General features: G+C 56.4%; 2 protein-coding genes and 2 pseudogenes. All 4 read right to left on the reverse strand.

The annotated features are described in order from the left end of the window. Positions 1-99: 99 nt before the first annotated feature. Positions 100-682: pseudogene (locus IVB12_RS03275) on the reverse strand (integrase core domain-containing protein); the annotation flags it as partial. A gap of 304 nt (positions 683-986) precedes the next feature. Beyond that, the gene (locus tag IVB12_RS03280) at positions 987-1,283 is read right to left on the reverse strand and encodes a hypothetical protein (RefSeq protein WP_247295620.1); all 297 of its coding nucleotides are present in this window, start codon (positions 1,281-1,283) and stop codon (positions 987-989) included. A 235-nt stretch (positions 1,284-1,518) separates the two neighbouring features. Continuing rightward, positions 1,519-2,223, reverse strand: coding sequence for a hypothetical protein (locus tag IVB12_RS03285; protein ID WP_247295622.1), 705 nt, complete (start codon positions 2,221-2,223; stop codon positions 1,519-1,521). A 482-nt stretch (positions 2,224-2,705) separates the two neighbouring features. Further along, a pseudogene (locus IVB12_RS03290) lies at positions 2,706-2,846 on the reverse strand (amidohydrolase); the annotation flags it as partial.

The following is a 2,846-nucleotide window of genomic DNA, read 5'->3' on the forward strand; positions in this document are numbered from 1 at the left end:
CCTGTTTCATGGAACGGTCCCTCCTTTGTGGCGTTCGAACAACGACCACGTTCTAGCACTTTGATGCTGTTGGAGCGGGCCGTTCCACCACATCAAGTTTTATCCTGTTCTGAGTTCGCCCCGGTCGTTGGATTTGCCTGGTTGGGCGCTGGAAGTGACGGGAGCTGGCGCGGAGCCTTTGGCATAGCGCAGTGCCAGATTACGGCGCGGATGACAGGTGAAGGCGAACTCCGACGGAATTTTCCATCCGAACTGCGAGTGTGGTCGTGCGTTGTTGCAGTCGGCTCGCCAGCATCCAAGCGTGATGCGGGCCTGGGCCAGCGACGTGAACAGCGTCTCGCTCAACAATTCATCCACAGCCGGCCGTGAAGCTCTCGATGAAGGCGTGCTGCATGGCTTGCCCGGCGCGATGTACTGCCATGCGGCGCGGCACTGGTCGGCTCAAGTGAGGATGGCATCGCTAATCGGCATTTTGGGTTTTGCTCCGCTCCATCAGCAGTCGGTCCAATTCCCGGCGACCCGGCTCCTCGAGAGGTGCCGGGCACAAGCGCCAGGCACTCGCGGAGCAATCATCGACCACGCTCAGAATGCGGAAGCGGCGGCCGTGAGCTGATCCGAGGCCAAGTCGAGACTAGCGGTCGTTCGGCCTTATCGGCCCTGTCAAGGGCGCTCGGCCGAACGCAAAGTGCCGATCGAAATCGCAATAATAGTGAATAGTAGTCGAACAAAAAGCGGCCATCGACAAACAGGATGTCGCCATCTGAGAGAATCCCAGACGGAACACCGTAATAGCGAGGATAGCCGCCACGCCCCGAAACGCCCTGCACTTTGGCTGCTTTTTCGATACCGCGAGCGAATGCTTCGAACTCAAAGATACGGCGCGCTTCTCGTTCTTTCATGCCGGCACGTAGTTTTGCCGTTAGATTCTCAAATGTCTGAAGTAATGTCACATACGGCTCGAATTCGATCGACCTCGAACGGAGATTTTAGTTCCGCAAGGGCGTAAAGATCGGATCCGACGCATCGGCAAAGGTTCGAGGCTTCATCGCATCCATTGACACGCAAGAAGTCTCCTGCGGGAATCCGATTCTGCTCTCTGCGCCGAGTTCAATGCCGATTTTTGCAGTTTTCGGCAGCAGTTCTTCGAACGTTTTGACGAGTGTGGAAACACCTTCATCTTTAGGGTTTGGACTGGGCCAACTGTGACATGTTTTTACCCAGGTTGTATCTTGCCAGAAATCGTCGACGCCTCTCGGAACGACGCCGATAACATCACCGATCATGGGAATTAGCCTAGGAGAAAGCGCGGTCGAGTGGTTTGAATCGGCGTCGAGCTAACTTCGCCAACAAAATACCGTAAGTTGTACTCGGATGTGAGAAGAAGTGCGTCGGCTGAGTGCTGCTTCATCAAACGCCGCGCTCGTTCGACACGGTTCTCCAATTCGACCCGCGGGAAAGGCTTGCACGAAACGGTTTTGATCGCGAGGTCTTCAATTGTTGCGATGCCTTTCTCTCCTGTCAGCGGACCGAAGCCATTGTCAGCCTACAGAGGTTGGTGATGTCGTAAATGGGGAGTTTAGTGCCGCGGCGCATCGCCGGCGCAACAACCGGAAATGCGGTACACTCAAACAAGATCGCCGCGATTTCCGGATGCTCCGAGCGGAGCCGTGCGATGCAAGCGGAGAGATCAGTTTCGATCGCTGCATAATCGACCGGTGGCGCCGGCCGCTTGTGCTCATCATGCCAAAACTTGGTTCCCTCGAGACCGCCGATGACGATTCTTGCCTGATCCAACTCATCGACGGGGAAAAGATCCCTGCCGCAGTGCTGCGAGTCGTAGGTAAAGACAGCTATCTTGGCGGACACGGGAAATTGACGCAGCAAGTTAGGCAGCAGCAGCAGGCTCGACAATACCACCGGCACGTTGACGGCTGCGGCAACAGCTGCCTGATGCCGGATTGAAAAGCCGCAGTTCGCGCTGACTGCAACAGCGCCACGCTGAACCAGTTTCTTCGCCGCGGCGATATACGCCGGTTCGAGGGCCGGCTCGCCACGAACAACGACCTCCGCCCAAGCCCCCTCGACTGTTTCCGAAATAACTGGGAAGTCAAATGTCTCTGGATTGAGGAGTCCGCCGAACGGTGATTTCGGCGGCGAGCCGCCAGGCGGAACTCCTCGTTCAAGGTTAAGAATTCCGAGGCAACGAGGGGGCAGCGATGACATTCAAGGCTCCGAAAGCGTCAGTCGACGATGCTAGAAGCTTGACGACCAAGAAAAACTCGACAGCAATCCGAAAGATTGCATAATGATTGGAGGATTTACACCAAAGATTGCCTGTCCCCGGCATAAATGCTGCAGAAATAGGAGGTGATCATGTGAAATGCTTCATCCTTCTAGAGTGGCACCGCCGCCCGCCCAATATGCAAAAACTCACCACATCGATCCCAGACCGATTGTGATTGTATTTTTCGGCCGCCGCCTCGGCTGTCGGTCAGGTCTCGGCATACCGTTGAAATAGATTGAACTGGAATGTCAGTCCAGCCGCGCCTGAGAGCCTGGGCCACGAGTGACGTTCGCCCTTGTCGAGGCGCCAATATGATCGGCGCCCATAAAGCTCCCTCAAGCTTGCGATCGGCGTTCGCCGCGTCATTTTCGGCTGCCAAGACGCTAGACGACCGAGTGTATCCCCTTAGCACATTACCTGCCTACAGCTCGGGCGCCAGCACCGTCTCGACCAGGTTCACCCGATAGCCGATGCCATATGGGAGGGCATCGTCATTGAAGTCATACGCCGGGTGGTGGAGGCCATCCGTTGCTCCATTGCCGAGGAAAATGAAAGCGCCCGG

This window comes from Bradyrhizobium sp. 179 (assembly GCF_023073535.1).
Taxonomy (GTDB): domain Bacteria; phylum Pseudomonadota; class Alphaproteobacteria; order Rhizobiales; family Xanthobacteraceae; genus Bradyrhizobium.